At 67.4% G+C, this 19,004-nt stretch carries 21 protein-coding genes and 1 pseudogene; 16 read left to right on the plus strand and 6 right to left on the minus strand.

Going from position 1 to position 19,004, the window contains the following annotated elements:
- Together AC30PD_RS03010 and hemB are read right to left on the minus strand one after the other, a co-directional pair.
- A pseudogene (locus AC30PD_RS03010) lies at window positions 1-422 on the minus strand (magnesium transporter CorA); the annotation flags it as partial.
- 14 nt (window positions 423-436) lie between these two features.
- The gene (gene hemB, locus AC30PD_RS03015) at window positions 437-1,441 is read right to left on the minus strand and encodes a porphobilinogen synthase (RefSeq protein WP_489534159.1); all 1,005 of its coding nucleotides are present in this window, start codon (window positions 1,439-1,441) and stop codon (window positions 437-439) included.
- A 296-nt stretch (window positions 1,442-1,737) separates the two neighbouring features.
- On the opposite strand from hemB, the gene AC30PD_RS03020 reads away from it, so the two are divergent.
- The 10 genes from AC30PD_RS03020 to AC30PD_RS03065 all read left to right on the plus strand — a co-directional run bounded on the left by AC30PD_RS03020 (window position 1,738) and on the right by AC30PD_RS03065 (window position 9,456).
- Window positions 1,738-2,160, plus strand: coding sequence for a CopD family protein (locus tag AC30PD_RS03020; protein ID WP_489534160.1), 423 nt, complete (start codon window positions 1,738-1,740; stop codon window positions 2,158-2,160).
- An 11-nt stretch (window positions 2,161-2,171) separates the two neighbouring features.
- Entirely contained in the window at window positions 2,172-3,281 is a 1,110-nt protein-coding gene (locus tag AC30PD_RS03025) for a VanZ family protein (protein ID WP_489534161.1), read from the plus strand.
- 41 nt (window positions 3,282-3,322) lie between these two features.
- A complete protein-coding gene (locus AC30PD_RS03030) occupies window positions 3,323-3,649 on the plus strand; it encodes a (2Fe-2S) ferredoxin domain-containing protein (RefSeq protein WP_489534162.1) in 327 nt (108 codons plus the stop codon).
- 7 nt (window positions 3,650-3,656) lie between these two features.
- Complete coding sequence (locus tag AC30PD_RS03035) at window positions 3,657-4,283, plus strand: alpha/beta hydrolase (RefSeq protein ID WP_489534163.1); 627 nt, start codon at window positions 3,657-3,659, stop codon at window positions 4,281-4,283.
- 77 nt (window positions 4,284-4,360) lie between these two features.
- Window positions 4,361-5,533 carry a D-alanyl-D-alanine carboxypeptidase family protein gene (locus AC30PD_RS03040; protein ID WP_489534164.1) on the plus strand — a complete coding sequence of 391 codons (1,173 nt, stop codon included), beginning with the start codon at window positions 4,361-4,363 and terminating at the stop codon, window positions 5,531-5,533.
- 26 nt (window positions 5,534-5,559) lie between these two features.
- Window positions 5,560-6,447: a D-amino acid aminotransferase gene (locus AC30PD_RS03045; protein ID WP_489534165.1), complete on the plus strand. Its 888-nt coding sequence runs from the start codon at window positions 5,560-5,562 to the stop codon at window positions 6,445-6,447.
- Window positions 6,448-6,514: 67 nt separating this feature from the next.
- Window positions 6,515-6,790 (plus strand): YbeD family protein, encoded by a 276-nt coding sequence (locus tag AC30PD_RS03050; protein ID WP_489534179.1) that lies wholly within the window; start codon window positions 6,515-6,517, stop codon window positions 6,788-6,790.
- Window positions 6,787-7,470, plus strand: coding sequence for a lipoyl(octanoyl) transferase LipB (gene lipB, locus AC30PD_RS03055; RefSeq protein WP_489534166.1), 684 nt, complete (start codon window positions 6,787-6,789; stop codon window positions 7,468-7,470). Before AC30PD_RS03050 ends, lipB begins: the two co-directional genes overlap by 4 nt.
- A gap of 28 nt (window positions 7,471-7,498) precedes the next feature.
- Window positions 7,499-8,491 (plus strand): lipoyl synthase, encoded by a 993-nt coding sequence (gene lipA, locus AC30PD_RS03060; RefSeq protein WP_489534167.1) that lies wholly within the window; start codon window positions 7,499-7,501, stop codon window positions 8,489-8,491.
- Window positions 8,488-9,456, plus strand: coding sequence for a TFIIB-type zinc ribbon-containing protein (locus tag AC30PD_RS03065; RefSeq protein WP_489534168.1), 969 nt, complete (start codon window positions 8,488-8,490; stop codon window positions 9,454-9,456). The genes lipA and AC30PD_RS03065 overlap by 4 nt, the downstream gene beginning before the upstream one ends.
- A gap of 7 nt (window positions 9,457-9,463) precedes the next feature.
- Here the strand turns inward: AC30PD_RS03065 and AC30PD_RS03070 are convergent, their stop codons facing one another.
- Window positions 9,464-9,970, minus strand: coding sequence for a TlpA family protein disulfide reductase (locus AC30PD_RS03070; RefSeq protein WP_489534169.1), 507 nt, complete (start codon window positions 9,968-9,970; stop codon window positions 9,464-9,466).
- A 12-nt stretch (window positions 9,971-9,982) separates the two neighbouring features.
- Here AC30PD_RS03070 and AC30PD_RS03075 point away from each other — a divergent pair, with 12 nt between their 5' ends.
- Complete coding sequence (locus AC30PD_RS03075) at window positions 9,983-10,672, plus strand: DUF4197 domain-containing protein (RefSeq protein ID WP_489534170.1); 690 nt, start codon at window positions 9,983-9,985, stop codon at window positions 10,670-10,672.
- 32 nt (window positions 10,673-10,704) lie between these two features.
- Here AC30PD_RS03075 and AC30PD_RS03080 read toward each other — a convergent pair whose 3' ends face one another.
- Window positions 10,705-11,850, minus strand: a complete 1,146-nt coding sequence (locus AC30PD_RS03080; protein WP_489534171.1) for a hypothetical protein — start codon at window positions 11,848-11,850, stop codon at window positions 10,705-10,707.
- A gap of 204 nt (window positions 11,851-12,054) precedes the next feature.
- A complete protein-coding gene (locus AC30PD_RS03085) occupies window positions 12,055-13,329 on the minus strand; it encodes a CaiB/BaiF CoA transferase family protein (RefSeq protein ID WP_489534172.1) in 1,275 nt (424 codons plus the stop codon).
- 53 nt (window positions 13,330-13,382) lie between these two features.
- On the opposite strand from AC30PD_RS03085, the gene AC30PD_RS03090 reads away from it, so the two are divergent.
- Genes AC30PD_RS03090 through AC30PD_RS03105 form a run of 4 tightly spaced genes read left to right on the plus strand, consistent with a single transcriptional unit; the run spans window position 13,383 to window position 15,877 of the window.
- The gene (locus AC30PD_RS03090; RefSeq protein WP_489534173.1) at window positions 13,383-13,907 is read left to right on the plus strand and encodes a hypothetical protein; all 525 of its coding nucleotides are present in this window, start codon (window positions 13,383-13,385) and stop codon (window positions 13,905-13,907) included.
- Window positions 13,904-15,169 (plus strand): MFS transporter, encoded by a 1,266-nt coding sequence (locus AC30PD_RS03095; RefSeq protein ID WP_489534174.1) that lies wholly within the window; start codon window positions 13,904-13,906, stop codon window positions 15,167-15,169. The genes AC30PD_RS03090 and AC30PD_RS03095 overlap by 4 nt, the downstream gene beginning before the upstream one ends.
- 20 nt (window positions 15,170-15,189) lie before the next feature.
- Window positions 15,190-15,639 (plus strand): PTS sugar transporter subunit IIA, encoded by a 450-nt coding sequence (locus AC30PD_RS03100; RefSeq protein WP_489534175.1) that lies wholly within the window; start codon window positions 15,190-15,192, stop codon window positions 15,637-15,639.
- The gene (locus AC30PD_RS03105; protein WP_489534176.1) at window positions 15,608-15,877 is read left to right on the plus strand and encodes an HPr family phosphocarrier protein; all 270 of its coding nucleotides are present in this window, start codon (window positions 15,608-15,610) and stop codon (window positions 15,875-15,877) included. Before AC30PD_RS03100 ends, AC30PD_RS03105 begins: the two co-directional genes overlap by 32 nt.
- 24 nt (window positions 15,878-15,901) lie before the next feature.
- Here AC30PD_RS03105 and AC30PD_RS03110 read toward each other — a convergent pair whose 3' ends face one another.
- The gene (locus tag AC30PD_RS03110; protein WP_489534177.1) at window positions 15,902-16,750 is read right to left on the minus strand and encodes a GNAT family N-acetyltransferase; all 849 of its coding nucleotides are present in this window, start codon (window positions 16,748-16,750) and stop codon (window positions 15,902-15,904) included.
- A gap of 168 nt (window positions 16,751-16,918) precedes the next feature.
- Here AC30PD_RS03110 and ptsP point away from each other — a divergent pair, with 168 nt between their 5' ends.
- Window positions 16,919-18,721: a phosphoenolpyruvate--protein phosphotransferase gene (ptsP, locus tag AC30PD_RS03115; RefSeq protein ID WP_489534178.1), complete on the plus strand. Its 1,803-nt coding sequence runs from the start codon at window positions 16,919-16,921 to the stop codon at window positions 18,719-18,721.
- Window positions 18,722-19,004 lie beyond the last annotated feature (283 nt).

Here is a 19,004-nt window from a genome sequence, read left to right on the forward strand (position 1 = left end):
AATTCGCGCACCATGCAGTCGGCCGGGTGCACCGTGAGCAGCACCTTGTCGAACACCGCGAAGCCGACCGGGCTGGTGTCGATGGCGGCCAGCGCGGCGCGCGCGCTGCTCGCCGTGCCCTTGCTGTCGTCGATGAACAGCGACGACGAGCCGGCGCCGGCGGCGAGGCGGCGAAAAACCATCAGGTCGTACCACGAGGTGTAGTCGAAGTGCGAGGGCAGCTGGTTGTTCAGCAGGTCGGAGATGTGCAGGTCGACGAGTTGCCCGCCGGTCCAGCGCTGCAGCGCGGCCTGCAGCAGCGCACTGTTGACCTCGAACTCGCGGCGCGCGCTGCCGACCCACAGGTAGCCGCTGGCCGGCGCTTCTTCGGGCAGCGTGTCGAGTTCGGTGAACTGGTCACCGTCGATGTGGAAGACGCGCATCGGCGGCCGCAGGCTCAGCCGGCCTTCAACAGGCGCGCGGCCTCGAGCGCGAAGTAGCTCAACACGCCGTCGGCCCCGGCGCGCTTGAAGGCGAGCAGGCTCTCCATCATCACCGCGTCGTGGTCGAGCCAGCCGTTCTGCGCCGCGGCCTTCAGCATGGCGTATTCGCCGCTCACCTGGTAGGCGAAGGTCGGCACCCTGAACTCATCTTTCACGCGGCGCACGATGTCGAGGTAGGGCATGCCGGGTTTGACCATCACCATGTCGGCGCCTTCGGCCAGGTCGAGCGCCACTTCGCGCAGCGCTTCGTCGGTGTTGGCCGGGTCCATCTGGTAGACCTTCTTGTTGCCCTTGCCCAGGTTCGCGGCCGAGCCCACGGCGTCACGGAAAGGGCCGTAGAAGGCGCTCGCGTACTTGGCGCTGTAGGCCATGATGCGGGTGTGAATCAGCCCGCGCGCCTCGAGCGCCGAGCGGATGGCACCGATGCGGCCGTCCATCATGTCGCTCGGCGCCACGATGTCGACGCCGGCCTCGGCCTGCACCAGCGCCTGCTGCGTCAGCATGGCCACGGTTTCGTCGTTCAGGATGTAGCCGGTGGGGTCGAGCAGGCCGTCCTGGCCGTGCGTGGTGAAGGGGTCGAGCGCCACGTCGGTCATCACACCGAGTTCGGGAAAGCGGTCTTTCAGCGCGCGCACGACGGTCGGCACCAGGCCTTTCGGGTTGAGCGCTTCGCGGCCGTCTTCGGTCTTGAGCGACGCTTCGAGCACGGGGAACAGCGCCATCACCGGGATGCCCAGCCGCACGCATTCTTCGGCCACCGGGAACAGGCGGTCGAGCGTGAGGCGCTGAACACCGGGCATCGACTTCACGTCTTGCGATACACCGTGGCCGTCGAGCACGAACACCGGCAGGATCAGGTCGGATGCGAGCACCTGGTTCTCGCGCACCAGCGCACGGGTGAATGCGTCGCGGCGCAGGCGGCGCGGGCGGTTGGCAGGGTAGGGTGCGGGTGTGTGCATCGGGCGCGTTTCAGGTTGAGCGCACCGGCTTGCTCGCGACGTTTTCGTCGTGAAACTTCGTGCTCGAAACCGGGCGTGGATCGCGGGTTGGCTGACGGCAGCAATGCGGTAGTAAATCACGCCGCATCTGCTAAAGTAGGCAGTGAATGATAGCTGCAAGGCTGTTGTTCCCTGCTTTTCCTCCCTGAGCAGGTGCCTTGCCGTGTGACAGCGAATAGGCATTTCAAGCCCTGGCCGCATGGCCAGGGCTTTTCTACTGGCCGAGCTCGCGATTGCCCCACGGCGATAATGCCGCGATGCTCTGGATCAAAGCTTTTCACATCGTCTTCGTCGCGAGTTGGTTCGCCGGTTTGTTCTACCTGCCGCGCCTGTTCGTGAACCTGTGTGCCGTTCCGGCCGACAGCCACGCCGAGCGCGAGCGCCTCTTGTTGATGGCGCGCAAGCTGTACCGCTTCGCGAGCCTGTTGATGATCCCGGCGGTGGGCCTGGGCCTGTGGCTGTGGCTCTCCAACATGAAAGCCTGGGGCGGCGGTTGGCTGCACGCGAAGATCGTGCTGGTGCTGCTGGCAGTCGGCTACCACCACGCCTGCCGTTCGTTGCTGCGCAGCTTCGAGCAGTTCAGCAACAAGCGCAGCGAGCGCTGGTTCCGCGTCTTCAACGAGTCGGCCGTGCTGCTGTTCGCCGCGATCGTCATTCTGGTGGTCGTCAAGCCGTTCTGAGCAGCGACACCATGGCACGCCACCGCAGCTCGGCCACGCCGCTGGCACTGCTGTTCGGCGCGCTGATCGTGTATGCCAGCCTGTACCCGTTTTCGGGCTGGCGCGTGCCCGGCGCGTCCTTGCTGGCGTTTGTGGTCGCGCCCTGGCCGCGCTGGTGGACCGGCTTCGATCTGGTGGCCAACCTCGTCGGCTACATGCCGCTCGGGGCGCTCGCTTTCGGCGCACTGGTGCGCACGGGCACGGCGCCGCGGCGGGCCTTGCAGCTCGCGGTGCTGATCGGTGCAGGCTTGTCGTTCACGATGGAATTCCTGCAGAACTTCCTGCCCAACCGGGTCGCCTCGAACCTCGACTTCGCGCTCAACACGGTCGGTGCGCTGATCGGTGCGCTGATCGGTTCGGTCGTGCACGTGCGGGGCGGTGTCGAGCGCTGGCAGCTCGCGCGCGACCGCTGGTTCATCGGCCGCAGCGCGGGCGGTATCGCTCTGCTGTTGTTGTGGCCCTTCGGGTTGCTGTTCCCGTTGCCGGTGCCGCTGGGTCTGGGGCAGGTGCTGGCGCGGGTGCAGGAAGGGGTGGCCGGGCTGGTGCAGGACACGCCGGTCGCCCCCTGGTTCGAGAGCTGGCTCGACGCCGAGTTGCAGCGCACCGCGCTCTCGCCCGGCGGCGAGTTTTCGCTGATCGCGCTCGGCCTGCTCGCGCCCTGCCTCGTGGCCTTCGTGGTGGCGCAGCGGGGCTGGCGCCGCTTTGTGCTGGTGGTCGGTGCCGCACTGCTCGGCGGCCTGGCGACCACCCTGTCGACCGCGCTCAACTTCGGCCCGCAGCACGCGCTGGGCTGGAGCACCCCGCAAGCCATGGCGGCGTTCGGTTTCAGCGCGGCACTGGCCGCGGCGCTCAGCTGGGTGCCGCGGCGTGCGGCGGCCGGGCTCGGCCTGATGGTCTTGACGGCGCTGGTGGTGTTCGTGGCGCAGGCACCGTCGGACCCGTATTTCGCCCAAAGCCTGCAGGCCTGGGAACAAGGCCGTTTCATCCGGTTTCACGGTGCCGCGCGCTGGGTCGGCTGGCTCTGGCCGTATGCCGCCATCGTCTACCTGCTGGCGCGGCTGGGCGCGCGCGAAGAAGGGTGACGGCAAAAGGCGCGCATCGGTGCGCCTCTTAAAATGCGCTGATGAGCTACTACCAGCGCCACATCTTCTTCTGCCTCAACCAGCGCGACAAGGGCGAAGACGCCTGCAGCAACCACGGCGCGCAGGCCGGCTTCGACCACTGCAAGTCACGCGTCAAGGGCGAGAAGCTCAGCGGCCCGGGCGGCGTGCGCGTCAACAAGGCCGGCTGCCTGGACCGCTGCGCCGGCGGGCCGGTGGCCGTGGTCTACCCCGAAGCCGTCTGGTACACCTTTGTCGACAAGCACGACATCGACGAGATCGTCGACTCGCACCTCAAGAACGGCCAGGTCGTCGAGCGGCTGTTGCTGCCGCCGAGCGTGGGCCGTTGAGGCACCGATGAATTCCAGCACCGTTCGCACCCGCATCCAAGGCCCGGCCGGCGACGTCGAATGTGCCATCGACGCGCCCGCCGGTGCGCCGCGCGGCGTGGCCGTGGTCTGCCACCCGCACCCGCAGCACGGCGGCACGCTCGACAACAAGGTGGCGCAGACACTCGCGCGCGCTTTCGTGCAGCTCGGCTGGCGCAGCGTGCGGTTCAACTTCCGCGGTGTCGGCGCGTCGCAGGGCGCGTGGGACGAAGGTGTGGGCGAGGTCGACGACGCGCTGGCCGTGATCGAAGCCCACCGCGACCCGGCCGCGCCGTTGATGCTGGCCGGGTTCTCGTTCGGCGCCTACGTCGCATCGGCTGCGGCAGCGCGCCTGCCCGAGGGCGCCAAGCCGCAGCGGCTCGTGCTCGTCGGCCCGTCCACCGAACGCCAGCAGATGGCCGCGGTGCCGGCCGACACGCTGGTGATCCACGGCGAAAGCGATGAGGTGGTGCCGCTCACGGCCACGCTGGCCTGGGCGCGGCCACAGAACCTGCCGGTGATCGTGTTCCCCGGCGTCGGCCATTTTTTCCACGGCCAGCTCGCGCTGCTGAAAACCGTGATCGTGCAGGAACTGCAGCCCCGCGTTCCGCTCTGACCCGCAGCGTGCATCCTTCGATGCGCTGCATGGCAAGCCATGCAACGCCCGCCTCTGTATCCCTCAACGGTATGTCAATGAAACGCTTGTTCTCTCTCGCTTTCGCCGCACTGTTCAGCAGCGCCGTCTTCGCCCAGGCGCCGCAGCCGCCCGAAGTGGCCGCCAAACACTTTCTCGTGCTCGACATGACGAGCAACCAGACGCTGGCCGAGCGCGACGCCGATGCCTCGGCCGACCCGGCTTCTCTGACCAAGCTGATGAGCCTGTACGTGGTGTTCACCGCCATCCACGACAAGAAGCTCACGCTGGAGCAGAAGCTGCCGGTGTCGAAGCGTGCGTGGGACGAGCGCAAGGCCGGCGGCTCGCTGATGTTCATCGACACCACGATGACGCCCACGGTCGACGAGCTGCTCAAGGGCGAGATCGTGCAGTCGGGCAACGACGCGGCCGTGGTGCTGGCCGAGGCGGTGGGCGGCACGCTGGAGCAGTTCGTCGCGATGATGAACCGCCAGGCCGTGGCCTTCGGCCTGAAGAACACGGTGTTCAAGAACGTGACCGGCCTCACCGAAGCCGGCCACCGCAGCACGGCGCGCGACCTGGCCGTGATCGCCACGCACGTGATCCGCGACTACCCGGAGTTCTTCGCCTACTACGCGATCAAGGAATACAAGTACAACAACATCAACCAGCCGAACCGCAACCTGCTGCTGCGCCGTGACCCGTCGGTCGACGGGTTGAAGACCGGTTTCACCGACGCCGCCGGTTATTGCCTGATCGCGACCGCACAGCGTGAATTCCCGAACCTCGGTGCCGACGGCAAGGGCCCGGGCAAGCGCCGCCTGCTGACCGTGGTGCTGAACACCACCTCGATGGAAGCGCGTGCCAGCGAAAGCCAGAAGCTGCTGAACTGGGGTTACCAGGCCTTCGACACCGTGCGCCTGTTCGACGACGCCAAGCCGATGGTCACGCCACCCATCTGGAAGGGCAAGGCCAACGAGGTCAAGCTCGGCGCGTCCGGTGGCCTGTTCGTGAGCGTGCCCAAAGGCGAGGGTGGCAAGCTGCAGACGAAGATCGAGCGCACCGACCCGCTGGTGGCGCCGCTCACCAAGGGCCAGCGTGTGGGCACGATCAAGGTCAGCACGACCTCGGGGGCGCCGGTGCTCGATTTGCCGCTGGTGGTGCTCGAGCCGGTCGAGCAGGCCGGGGTCATCGGTCGCGCCTGGGACGCCCTGCGGCTCTGGATCAAGTAGTCTTCGCCCACACGCTGGAGCCGACCATGCAAACCCTGCCCGATACCCTGTGTTACCTGAACGGCGAGTACAGCCCGCTGCACCTGGCCAAGGTCTCGGTGCTCGACCGCGGCTTCATCTTCGGTGACGGCATCTACGAAGTGGTGCCGGCCTATGGCGGGCGCCTGTTCCGCTTCGACGAACACATGGCGCGGCTGAACCGCAGCCTCACCAAGCTGCGCATCACCAACCCGCACACGCGCGAAGAGTGGCTGGAGCGTTGCCGCACCCTGGTGGCGGCGCTCATCGACAAGACCGGCGCCCCCGACCAGATCGTCTACATCCAGATCACCCGCGGCGTGGCGCTGCGCGACCACGTGATGCCGGCCGACGTGCAGCCCACCGTGTTCATGATGTGCAGCGCCATGAAGCCGGCCACGCCCGAGCAGCGCCACCAAGGCGTGAGCTGCGTGACGGCGCGCGACTTCCGCTGGGAGCGTGGCGACATCAAGAGCACCTCGTTGCTCGGCAACGTGCTGGCGCGCCAGCTGTCGGCCGATCACGGCGCTCTTGAGACCATCATGTTCCGCGCTGGCCACCTCACCGAAGCGGCGGCCAGCAACGTGTGGGTCGTGCACGAAGGCGCGCTGCTCGGCCCGCCGAAGAGCGAGCACGTGCTCGAAGGCATTCGCTACGACCTGATCCGCGAGCTGTGCGAAGAAGTGGGCATTGCCTACAACCTGCGGCCGATCCCCGAGGCCGATGTGTTCTCGGCCGACGAGATCCTGCTCAGTTCGGCCACCAAGGAGCTGCTGCCCGTGACCACACTCGACAGCCAGCCGGTCGGGCACGGCGCCCTGCGCGGCAAGCCCGGGCCGGTGTATGCGCGGCTCTACGAGGCCTACCAGCGCGTCAAGGCCACGCAGTCGATCTGAGCAAGCCGCCAGGCACGGCGTTGTGCCGCGCCGCAGCGCCCCCATATCCGAGTGCATGAACACCGCCATGCAAGACATTCCGCCAGAACAGTCGCTGATCGAGTACCCGTCGAAGTTCCCCATCAAGGTGATGGGCCTGAACGTCGATGGTTTCGTGCACGCCATCACCTTGATCGCCGAACGTTTCGACCCGGCCTTCGATGCGGCGAGCGTGGAGTTGCGGCCGAGCAAGGGCGCCAAGTACCTGGGTGTGACGGTCACCGTCACCGCCACCAGCCGCGAGCAGCTCGACGAGTTGTACCGCACGCTGAGCACGCACCCGATGGTGAAGATGGTGCTGTGAGCGTCCTCGCCGCGCCCCCGGTGTTGCATCGCCTGGGCGCGGTCGACTACGAACCCCTGCTTGCGACGATGCGTGCTTTCACCGAAGCGCGCACGGCCGGTACGCCCGATGAAATCTGGCTCTGCGAGCACCCGCCGGTCTACACCCAGGGGCTGGCCGGCAAACCCGAACATGTGCTTCGAGCGCACGGCATTCCGGTCGTGCAGACCAACCGCGGCGGTCAGGTCACGTACCACGGGCCGGGGCAGGTGGTGGCCTACCCGCTGGTCGACCTGAAGCGGCTGAACATCTACGTCAAGGAATACGTCTACCGGCTCGAGCAAGCCGTGCTGAAGACGCTCGAACACGTCGGCGTCACCGGCCACCGTGTGCCGGGCGCACCGGGCATCTACGTGAAGCTCGACGACCCGTTCGGCCACGCGGCGCTCACCGGCCCGCGCCGCGACCGCTTCGAGGGCCTGGGCAAGATTGCGGCCCTCGGCATCAAGGTCAGCCGCCATTGCACCTACCACGGCGTGGCGCTGAACGTGTCGATGGACCTGCAACCCTTCGCCGGCATCAACCCCTGCGGGTACGAAGGCCTGCGGACCGTGGACCTTTCTACAATCGGGGTTCAGGTCTCGAGCGACGAAGTGGCCACCATCCTCGGTGCACGGCTCGCGAACCAGCTGAGCCAATGATCGACACGGGCCAACCCGGAAAGCGCACATGAGCACCCCCAACGTGACCCGAGACGCCGCGCCCGCGGCCGGCTACGACGCCACCGCCAAGCAGAAGTCGCAGGCGAAGACGGCGCGCATTCCGATCAAGATCGTGCCGGCCGAAACGCTGAAGAAGCCCGACTGGATTCGCGTGAAGGCCGGTTCGCCGAGCACGCGCTTCTACGAGATCAAGAACATCCTGCGCGAGCACAAGCTGCACACGGTGTGCGAAGAAGCCTCGTGCCCGAACATCGGCGAATGCTTCGGCAAGGGCACGGCCACCTTCATGATCATGGGCGACAAGTGCACGCGCCGCTGCCCGTTCTGCGACGTCGGCCACGGCCGGCCCGACCCGCTCGACGTGGACGAGCCGATGAACCTCGCCAAGACGATCGCCGCGCTGAAGCTGAAGTACGTGGTGATCACGAGCGTCGACCGCGACGACCTGCGCGACGGCGGCGCGGCCCACTTCGTCGACTGCATCCGCCTCACGCGCGAGCTGTCGCCCGAGACGAAGATCGAGATCCTCACGCCCGACTTCCGCGGCCGCATGGACCGCGCGCTCGAGATCCTGAAAGCCGCGCCGCCCGACGTGATGAACCACAACCTCGAGACCGCGCCGCGCCTGTACAAGGAAGCCCGCCCCGGCTCCGACTACGCCTACTCGCTGAACCTGCTGAAGCGGTTCAAGGAATTCGCGCCGCACGTGCCCACCAAGAGCGGCGTGATGGTCGGCCTGGGCGAAACCGACGAAGAGATCCTGCAGGTCATGCGCGACATGCGCGCGCACCAGATCGACATGCTGACCATCGGCCAGTACCTCGCGCCGAGCGGCCATCACCTGCCGGTGCGGCGCTACGTGCATCCCGATACGTTCAAGATGTTCGAGCGCGAAGCCGCGGCGATGGGCTTCACCCACGCGGCCGTCGGCGCGATGGTGCGGTCGAGCTACCACGCCGACAAGCAGGCCGAAGCGGCGGGCGTCGACGGGGCGATGTGAGCTGGGCGCAGCCGGCCTCTTCGACCACCGCGAAGGCGGGTGCAGTCAAGGCGCGCGCGCTGACCTGCACCCACTGCAAGGGCGAGTTGCAGCCGGTCACGCTCGAAGGCCACTACGGCCAGCAACACGAGACCGATCTCTGCCCGACCTGCCACCTCGTGTGGTTCGATGCTTTCGAATCGGTGCGCCTCTCGGGCCTGGGCTGGATCGGCCTGCTGCGCCAGATGCACAGCGTGATGGGCGGGCCACCGCCGGGCGAGCTGAGGCTGCCGCTGGCCTGCGTGCGCTGCAGCGCCGAATTGAAGCCGGTGCACATGCTGACGCGCTTCGGCCGCAGCGCGGGCCATGAGTGCCCGAACCGGCACGGCCACTACCAGAGCTTCAGCCTGCTGCTCGCCGAGCGTGGCCTGGTCCGCCCGCTCGGTGCGCGAGACCGGCGCACCCTGCAGACCGAACAACGCCCCTTGACCTGCCTGAACTGCGGCGCGCCAGTCCCTGCGGGCAGCAGCGAAGCGTGCGGGCACTGCGCCAGCCCGCTCGTCGTGTTCGACCTGCAGCGCCTGATGGCGTCGGTGATGGTGCGCCACGGCCTGCCGCTGCCGGCCGACGACGCGAGCCATGTCAGCTGGCCGTGCCGCGGCTGCGGCGACGCGCTCGACCCGACGTCGATGACCGCCTGCAAACGCTGCGGACACGCGGTTCTGGCGCCTTCGCTCGCCGACGCGATGCCTTTGCTGCTGGCGCTCGAGCCGCGCCTGCGCAGTTTTCGCGCACCGGGTGCGCGGCCGATCGGCGAGGCGCTGCGCCGCCAGCGTGGTTTTCGCGGCACCGCCTTTTTTCGCCACGTGCTGCGGCCGTTCAACTTTCGCGCGCCGGGGCAAGAGGGGTTCGAGTGGCGTGACTGGCGCGACTGGTTGCCCCAGGTGGCCGTGCTCGCTGCGCTGCTCTGGTTCTGGCTGCGCTAGGCGCCTTTCAGCCTTGTGCCAGCAGCGTCTCGACGAGGCGGTGCAGTGCCGCGAAGTCGGGCTCGCCGACATAACGCTGCACGATCTCGCCGCGCTGGTTGATCAACACCGTGGTCGGCGTGAGCTGAACCTGGTCGAAGCGCTTTGCGATCTCGCCGGTGTTGTCGATGACCACGCCGAAAGGCAGTTTGCGCGTCTCGGCGAAGTTGATCACGTAGGCCGGCGGGTCGTAGCGCATCGCCACGGCCAGCGTCTCGAAGCCACGTGCCTTGAACTTCTCATGCGTGGCGACGATCTGCGGCATCTCGTGCACGCAGGTCGTGCAACTGGTGGCCCAGAAGTTGACCAGCACCACCTTGCCGCGCAGGCTTTCGACGTTCGAGCGTGTGCCGTCGAGCAGCGTGTAGGCCACGTTCGGAGCGTTCACCGCCTTGCCCACACTGGCGAAATACGCCGCCGCAGCGAGGCCCAACGCGACAATGGCAGCAGCGCAGAATCGGGCAGTCTTGTTCACAGGAGGTCTTTCATGCAGCGCAGAAAGTTTACGTCAGGCGTCGTTTCCCTCGGGGGGCTGTGGGCGCTGGCCGGCCATGCCGAAGCGGCCGGCCTCAGCGAAGGCGACGCCACGCTCGGCGTGCGTGCTGCGCTCGAACGGGGTGCGGTCGCGGCGGTCGGCCTGCTCGGCAAGAGCGGCGGCTTTCTCGACAACCCGAAAGTGCGCATCCCGTTGCCCGGCTTCCTGCACGACGCCGAAAAGCTGCTCAGGGCCACCGGCCAGCAAAAGCGCGTCGACGAACTCGTGACCGCGATGAACCGTGCTGCCGAAGCGGCGGTGCCCGAAGCCAAGGCGCTGCTCGTGAGCGCGGTGAAGGCGATGAGCGTGAGCGACGCCACGCGCCTGATTCGCGGCGGTGACAACTCGGTCACCGACTTCTTCGCCGACAAGACGCGCAAGCCGCTGGGCCTGAAGTTCCTGCCGATCGTGACCAAGGCGACCGAGAAAGTCTCGCTGGCCGACAAGTACAACCGGGTCGCCGGCAAGGTCTCGGGCCTCGGCCTCGTGAAGAAGGAAGACGCCAACGTGCAGCAATACGTCACCCGCAAGGCGCTCGACGGCCTGTACCTGATGATCGGCGAAGAAGAACGCAAGATCCGCCAGGACCCGATCGGCACCGGCAGTGCGATCCTGGGAAAGGTGTTCGGTTCGTTGAAGTGAGGCGAGCGGCAGGCGCCGCGGCGCCTGGCCGGTCAAAGCCCTTTCGAGAGCTCGAACAGCAGGGCCGAAGGCAGCGAGGTGGCGAGCACGTCGCGACCGACGCGGGCCATCGAGGTGCCCGAGAAGCCCGACATCTCGAAGGCGTTGCCTTCTTCGACGATCTCGATGAACACGAAATCAGGCACTTCGCCGAGGATTTCTTCGCGCAGGGCCGCCAATCGCTCGCCAGTCTGAATCGACTCGACGACGATCGCATGCGGCAGGCCTTCGCGGCAGAAGGCCGCCGCTTCGTCGATGGTGCCGACGAAGTCGACGATCAGGCTCATGTCGCGCAGCGCGTCGCGGATCTGCAGCCGCATGTCGCGGCGCGACGCCACCACCAGCACGTGGCTGCCGGCCAGGCCTTGCGAATGCGACGAGACCGAGAAGCCGTCGTTCAGCTCCATCGCGCTCACGGCCTCGACCTCGTCGGTGGCGGTGCGCGGGAATTCGAGCACGAGCGTGGTGAAACCACCTTCTTCGCTGCGTTCGACGATCAGCCCCATGGTCCACGCGGTCTGCTCCAGCAGGCGCCAGGTGAGCGAGTCGAGCCCGCTCGGCGCCGTGGCGCTGGCCACGTCGGTCACTTCGTCGAGCGGGCGGTGCGCAAAGCGGCACGACAGGCGCGCGTTCGCGGGCCAAGCCTTGATGTCGATCGAGAACACGATCTGAGAGTGAGCGCCTGCCAACGCCCAATCGAGCGTGGAATTGAGCAGGCTGAACAGCAGCGACGCGTCGACCAGCACTTCGGCCGGCTTCAGCTCGGGCTTGAGCACGATGCCACGCGCCTGCGTTTCGCGGCCGCGGTGCGCGAGCACGCCGCCCAGCACGTCGGCCAGTTGCAGGCGCTCGTGCGACTGGCGGATGCGGCCCGACGCGAAACGCGTGAGCTGCTGGCCGATCATGCCGACGCGGCGCGCGCTTTCGACTTCTTCACGCAGCGCGCGCAAGCCCTTGCGGTCGATGTTGCCGGTGCTGGTGAGCGAGTTGATGCGCTCCAGCGCGGCCGTCAGCGGGCCGGCGATCTCGACGCCGATCTGCGCCACCAGCTCGGCCCAACGCTCGCGCGAGGGTGATTTGTCGTCGGCGGGCGCGGCGCCTTGCGCTGCGGGGGGGCGTCCGATGTCCGACATGTCCATTCTCTTTTCCTGGGTCATTGTGCAAGTGACACGCCATGGGGTCGTGATTTCGGCGTGTTCTGGCCGTCAGAGGAGTGTGTGGCCATGCAAGTTCGCACGCCAGCGTCTGAACGCGGTTTTCCCCAGAGCCGGGGGAGTGAATAAATCACGATCTGTCACTTTTGGACACAATTGTCAGCTTTGTGCCTGCGACCCCCGCGCAGATCAGATCGTGTGGGTGGCGCGCAGCGCGCCGACCTCGGCTTCGCTCAGGCCGAACTCGGCGAGGATCTGCGCCGTGTGCTCCCCCAGCAGGGGCGGTGGCCGCCGGTATTGCACCGGCGTGGCCGAGAACTTCATCGGGCTGGCCACCAGCCGCACGCTGCCCGACAGCGGGTGCGGCATCTCGACCGTCATCTCACGCGCCTGCACGTGCGGGTCGGCGAAAACGTCGGCCAGGTCGTTGATCGGGCCGCACGGCACCTTGGCCGCTTCGAGCGCGGCCAGCCAGTCGGCACGCGCCCGGGTCTTCATGAAGGCCGCGAGCAGCGGCACCAGCACGGCGCGGTGCCGCACACGTTCGGCATTGCGGTTGAAGCGCGGGTCGCGCGCCAGTTCGGGCTGGCCGGCCACGTCGCAGAACTTGGCGAACTGGCTGTCGTTGCCGACGGCGACGATCATGTGCCCGTCGGCCACCTCGAACACCTGGTATGGCACGATGTTCTGGTGCGCGTTGCCCATGCGCTGCGGCACCGCGCCCGAGGTGAGGTAGTTGGCGCCAAGATTGGCGAGCATCGCCACCTGCGTGTCCAGCAGCGCCATGTCGATGGCCTGGCCCTCGCCGGTGAGGTCGCGGTGGCGCAGCGCGGCGAGGATCGCGGTGGTGGCGTACATGCCGGTGAACAGGTCGGCCACGGCCACGCCGACTTTCTGCGGGCCGCCGCCACTGGCGTCGTCGGCGATCTCGGCGCGCGACGGGCCGGTCACGCTCATCAGGCCACCCATGCCTTGAATGGCGTAGTCGTAGCCCGCGCGTTCGCGGTACGGGCCGGTCTGGCCGAAGCCGGTGACCGAGCAGTAGACCAGGCGCGGGTTCAACGCCAGCAGGCTCGTGGCGTCGAGGCCATAGCGCGCCATGTCGCCGACCTTGTAGTTCTCGACGAACACATCGCTCTGCAACGCGATGCGGCGGATCAGCGCCTGACCTTCGGGCTTGGCGATGTCGACCGTGATCGAACGCTTGTTGCGGTTGGCGCCGAGGTAGTAGGCGGCCTCGGCGGTGTCGTTGCCGTCGGTGCCCTTGAGAAAGGGCGGGCCCCAGCCGCGGGTGTCGTCGCCGCCGCTGCTGCCCGGGCCCGGCGGGCGCTCGACCTTGATGACGTCGGCGCCCAGGTCGGCCAGCGTCTGCGTGCACCACGGCCCGGCGAGCACGCGCGAGAGGTCGAGGACACGCACGCCGCGCAGCGGCAGGTTCGGCGGGGTCGGGCTGTCTGGGCTCATGCGAACGATTGTGCGGCCGGCATCCGCTCGCGGATGCTCGGGATAATGCGCTGATGAACTGGATGGCCGCCTTGCCGATTTCGCTTGCCCTGATGGGCCTGAGCGCCTGCTCGCCCGCGCTCGACTGGCGCGAGACAGCGGCCGAAGGCAGCGGTGTCGTCGCGATGTTCCCGTGCCGCCCCGACCGCCACGCGCGCACCGTCGAACTCGGGGGCTCGAAGCTGAAGATGGAGATGCTGGTGTGCCCGGCCGCCGGCGCCACCTACGCGCTGAGTTTTGTCGATGTGCCCGATCCGGCCCGGGTGGGCACCGCGCTGGCGGAGTTGCGCGCGGCCGCGCTTCGCAACGTGCAGGCGCTGCAGCCCGCGGTCGTGCCGGCGCGTGTGCCCGGCATGACGCCGAACGCCGAAGCGGTGCGCGTGTCGGCCGCAGGGCGCCTGCCCGACGGTGCGGCCGTGCAGGCGCAAGCGGTGTTCTTTGCGAAAGGCTTGCGTGTTTACCAGGGCAGCGTGATCGGCGCCACGCCTGCGGCCGAAGCGAACGAGGTCTTCTTCGCGGGCTTCAGGTTTCCGGCATGAGCGACGAACGCGGGCTCCACGGGAGCGCACTGCTCCCGCCGACGGCGGCGGTGTGGGTGTTTCTGAGCTTTGCGTTCGCCTACTTCTTCTCGGCCCTGGTGCGCGGCGTGACCGCCACGCTCGCGCCGCACTTCAGCGCCGAACTCGGCTTGAATTCGGCCGACCTCGGCTTGCTGGCCGGCGCCTACTTTCTCGGCTTTGCGAGCACCCAGCTGCCGCTGGGCAGCGCGCTCGACCGCTTCGGGCCGCGGCGTGTGCTGCTGGTTTTTCTGGGCGCTGCGGTCCTCGGCTGTGCGGCGTTCGCGATGGCGCACAACTTCGTCGGGCTCACGCTGGCGCGTGCCTTGATCGGCGTCGGCGTGAGCGCGTGTTTGATGGCGCCGCTCACGACCTTTCGGCGGCGTTTTTCGGCCGCGGCGCAGATGCGTGCCAACTCCTGGATGCTGATGGCCGGCTCGATGGGCATGGTGGCGTCGACCCTGCCCGTGCAGTGGCTGCTGCCGCTGATCGGCTGGCGTGGCCTGTTCTGGGCCATCGCCGCCTGCATCTGCCTGGCGACAGTCGGCATCTTTCTGCTCGTCCCGCGCGACGCGCCCGCGGCGGGCGCGGCGGTGGCCGCGAACCGGGGCGGGTACGCCGAAGTCTGGGCGCACCCGACCTTTGTTCGGTTCGCGCCGATGGGCTTCTTTCACTATGGCGGCCTGATCGCCGTGCAGTCCTTGTGGGCGGGGCCGTGGTTGGTGCAGGTGTGCGGCTGGACGCCGGCGCAGGCGGCACAGGGCTTGTTCGCCATCAACGTGGCGATGCTGCTCAGCTTCATGGCCTGGGGTGTCGTGGTCCCGAAACTGCACGCGCGGGGCTGGACCGCCCAGCGCGCGATCGCCGTCGCAGCCCCTTTGAGCCTGCTGGCGCTGCTGCTGGCGGTGTTGATGGGCGCGCAGGCCACCGCCTGGGTCTGGGTGATGTTCTGCGCGGGCTCCTCGGTGGTCGCGCTGTCGCAGCCCGCGGTCGGGCAGGCGTTTCGTGCTGAACTCGCCGGCCGGGCGCTTTCGGCCTACAACCTGGTGGTGTTTCTCGGGATCTTCGTGGTGCAGTGGGGCATGGGTCTGGTCATCGACCTGTGTCGTGCGAACGGATGGAGCACCCTGTCGGCGTATCGCATGGCTGTTGCGTTGTTGGCGTGCTGCTGCGCGCTCTCTTATGTGTGGTTTTTGAGTCGTGACGAGCTCGCAGAGCGGCACAAAACGGCGCTTTCCCGCTGAACTGCTGATAACTTCCCGCCATGCCCGGACTCATGATCATTGCCCACGCGCCGATGGCTTCGGCGCTCAAGAACGTGGCCGAACACGCATTCCCCGACTGCGCGCGCGTGCTCGAAGCGCTCGACGTGCCGGCCGACATGCCTGTCGAAGAGGTCGAAGCACGCGCCCGCGAGATCCTGGCCCGGGTTCGCTCGCCCGAGGCGCTGATCTTCACCGACGTCTTCGGCGCCACGCCATGCAACGTGGCCCAGCGCCTGGGCGACGGCGTGCAGGTGCGCGTGATCGCGGGCGTGAACGTGCCGATGCTGTGGCGTTCGTTGTGCTATTCCGGCGAATCGCTTGAGGCGGTGATCACGCGCGCCATGGCCGGCGCCGCGCAGGGCGTGATGCAAGTGGCGACGACTAAGCCGCAGAACCAGACTTTCAAACCGGGCGGAAATGATCAAGACAAGCATCAGCATCAGCAATAAGCTCGGCCTGCACGCACGCGCATCGGCCAAGCTCACCAAGCTGGCCGGCAGCTTCAAGAGCGACGTGTTCATGAGCCGCAACGACCGGCGCGTGAACGCCAAAAGCATCATGGGTGTGATGATGCTGGCCGCCGGCATCGGCAGCGTCGTCGAGATCGAGGTCGATGGCCCCGACGAAGAAGCGGCGCTGGCAGCCCTGACCGCGCTGATCAACGACAAGTTCGGCGAAGGCCAGTAAGCCGCCGCAACAAGCCGCGCCGGCTCAAGGCCCCAGAAAATGCCGGCGATACCGCGCCGGCAGGTCTTCGATGCGCATCAGCATCGGCAGGTCGGCGGTGTTGAAGTGGGGGTCCCAGGCCGGCGGGCCGAGCACCTTGGCGCCGCAGCGCAGGTAGCCCTTGATGAGGGCGGGCGGGTCCACATCGAGGTCGTGGCGCAGGTCGGCCACGGGCAGCGCCAGGCGCGGCTCGACCCGCCATTCGATCGGCGCCAAGTTTGTCTCTCGCAATTGATGCCACAGGCTCGCCGCGAAATGGCCACCATCGCGCATGCCGACGCTCGCGCACCCGACCATCGTGTCGAGCTGGTTGCGCTGCATGAATTCGGCGAGCGCGCCCCACAGCGCCATGATCACGCCGCCCGAGCGCCACGAAGGGTGCACGCACGAGCGGCCCAGCTCCACCATCTTTGCGCGCAGGGGGCGCAGCCGGGTGAGGTCGAACTCGGTGTCGCTGTACAGGCCACCCACGCGGCGGGCAGAAGCGGGCGTGAGAACGCGGTAGGTGCCGATCACGGGGCCGGGCTCGTTGCCGCTGGTCTGGGCCCGGACCAGCAGGTGCTCGCAGTACGGGTCGAACACGTCGATGTCGTGGCCGGGCGGCGAGCCCGGTGGAACCGCCAGGCGTGCGCCCATCTCATCCACGAACACGAGGTGCCTCAGCTGCTGGGCTTGAAGAACGTCTTTCTCATCGCGAGCCCAAACCACCTCGAAACGGGGCTTGTCGCTCGAAGTGTGGTCATCGCGGTGGGCTGGTCGATGAAGTGACCTCCGCGGCGCTTGCGGGGCACCCAGGCCGGAAATCGGGAGTGTGGGGAGTGGCAGTTCTCTCATGGCGCAATCTCGTGTGTTGATTTCCGGGGGATGTTCGTGACCCCCGGTGACGCCGCCGTGAAGGTGGTGTGACCAGACCGTGAACGCCGGTCCTCACCCGGCCTTCTTGCCGGGACCTGTCAGATGTACCGATGTGAAGGCGAGGAGCCCGCTGCTAGCATCGACCGCATGAGCTTTCAGGTCTTCGGTCTGCCCGTGTCACGCGGCGTCGCGATCGGCCGCGCGGTGCTGATCGCGTCGAGCCGTGTCGACGTGGCGCACTACTTCATCGACGACGAGCGCGTCGAGGCGGAAATCGACCGCCTGCGCGTGGCGCGCGATGCGGTGGCGGCGGAGCTCGGGGCGTTGCAGCGCGACATGCCGGCCGAAGCGCCGGCCGAACTCTCGGCCCTGCTCGACGTGCACCTGATGCTGCTGCACGACGACACGCTCACCGGCGCGACCAAACACTGGATCCGGGAGCGCCACTACAACGCTGAATGGGCCTTGTCGGCGCAACTCGAAGTGCTGGCGCGCCAGTTCGACGAGATGGAAGACGAATACCTCCGCGAGCGAAAGGCCGACCTCGAGCAGGTGGTGGAACGCATGCTGCGCGCCATGGCGCGCGGGGCGGCTTCGTCGTATGCGCCGGCGCCGGGCGTGCGGGCCCGCGACTTCGCTGGCGAAGACCCGCTGGTGCTGGTGGCCAACGACATCGCGCCGGCCGACATGCTGCAGTTCAAGCGCAGCGTGTTCACCGGGTTCATCACCGACGTGGGTGGCAAGACATCGCACACGGCGATCGTGGCGCGCAGCATGGACATCCCGGCCGTGGTGGGCGCGCGCGAAGCGAGCCGCATCATCCGCCAGGACGACTGGATCGTGATCGACGGCGATGCCGGGATCGTGATCGTCGACCCGTCGTCGATCGTGCTCGAGGAGTACCGGTTCAGGCAGCGCCAGAGCGAACTCGGCCGTGAGCGCTTGGCACGGCTCAGGCACACACCGGCGGTCACGCTCGACGGTGAACGGGTAGAACTGCTCGCCAACATCGAAATGCCGGGCGACGCGGCGGCGGCGCTCGAAGCGGGGGCCGTCGGCGTCGGCTTGTTCCGCAGCGAGTTCCTTTTCATGAACCGTGGCGGGGAACTCCCCGGCGAAGACGAGCAGTTCGAAGCTTACCGGGCGGCTGTCGAGTCGATGAAGGGCTTGCCGGTGACGATCCGCACCGTCGACATCGGGGCCGACAAGCCGCTCGAGCGCATGTCGGCCAATGAACTGCGCCACGAGCACGCGTTGAACCCGGCGCTCGGGCTGCGGGCGATCCGCTGGAGCCTGTCGGAACCTGGCATGTTCAGGCAACAACTGCGTGCGATTCTTCGGGCCAGCGCCTACGGGCAGGTCAAGCTGCTGATCCCGATGGTTGCCCACCTGAGCGAAGTGCTGCACACGCTGGAAGCCCTGGCGCGCGCGAAGCAGCAACTGACCGAGGCGGGCCGGGCCTTCACCAGCGTGCAGGTCGGCGCGATGATCGAGGTGCCCGCGGCGGCGTTGATGCTGCCCACGTTCCTGCGGCACTTCGACTTCGTGTCGATCGGCACCAATGACTTGATCCAGTACACCTTGGCGATCGACCGTGCCGACGAAGCGGTAGCCCATCTCTACGACCCGTGGCACCCTGCCGTGCTGGGCTTGCTCCACCGGACGATCCAGCAGGCTCGCGCGGTCGGAAAGAGCGTGAGCGTGTGTGGGGAGATGGCGGGCGATCCGGCCTTCACGGAACTGTTGCTGGCCATGGGGTTGCGGAGCTTCTCGATGCACCCCTCGCAGATCGCATCGATCAAACAGCGCGTGCTGCGAACAGACGCGAAGCGCTGGGCCGGGCAGATCGACAAGGTGCTCGGTGCCGACGATCCTGAGGCCGGCTGCGCGGCGGTGGCCCTCTCGCTCGCATCGATACAGCGAGGCGCCGCCACCGCTTCATCTGCCTGATTTGCTTTTTGCGAGCGCGCTTTGACTGCACTCCAAAAAGCATGCTACAGTCGATGTCTTCGCTGAACGCAGCGGCACGCAGGCAACAAGCCTCTTAGCCAAACCGGTCAGCGAATAGCGAGATAGCCGAGTATTTGACAGGGATTTGAAAACCATGCCAGAATCGCTCTCTCAGCTGATAACTGCAAACGCGGTATCAGCAGCTACCGAAAGGTAGTGCCGCAAGGCAGCTCTTTAAAAACTAACAGCCGATAAGTGTGGGCGTTTGAAGGCGAGTGCCAAG

This window comes from Rhizobacter sp. (assembly GCF_032229685.1).
Taxonomy (GTDB): domain Bacteria; phylum Pseudomonadota; class Gammaproteobacteria; order Burkholderiales; family Burkholderiaceae_C; genus LMDS01.